General features: G+C 40.0%; 1 protein-coding gene. It reads left to right on the top strand.

Going from position 1 to position 442, the window contains the following annotated elements; genetic code table 11:
- Nucleotides 1-412 (top strand): IS30 family transposase (locus RH88_RS22965; protein ID WP_005596089.1); only part of this gene is annotated, 412 nt, incomplete at its 5' end.
- Nucleotides 413-442: the final 30 nt, after the last annotated feature.

Below are 442 nucleotides of genomic sequence, written 5' to 3'. Positions count from 1 at the left end.
AACTAAGCACTGTATTGTCACTTTGGTGGACAGAATGACAGGCTACACTTTTATTGGCCAATTAGACGACCGAACGACGGGATCACTTAATGTGAGAATGAGCAAAATCATGACCCGTTCCGATTTACCTTTTAAGACAATTACAGCTGATAACGGCACTGAATTTCACCAATACGCACAACTAGAAAGGTTTCATAACTGCTTGTTTTACTTTGCAAACCCATATCATTCATGGGAAAGAGGCACCAATGAAAATACCAATGGATTAATACGTCAGTATTTACCAAAACGAACTTCTATGTCACATGTGACACAGAAGCTCTGCAATGAAATTGCCCACAAACTAAATACGCGCCCACGCAAAAGGCTTGGGTATAGAACTCCAACGGAGTATATTCATGCGCATCTATAGAATTTGTCGCACTTCAAACTTGATACTAAG

It is taken from the genome of Vibrio scophthalmi LMG 19158 (genome assembly GCF_000222585.1).
Lineage (GTDB): Bacteria > Pseudomonadota > Gammaproteobacteria > Enterobacterales > Vibrionaceae > Vibrio > Vibrio scophthalmi.
Note: the sequence above shows the minus strand (reverse complement) of the source record. Positions and strands in the feature narration are given on the sequence as shown.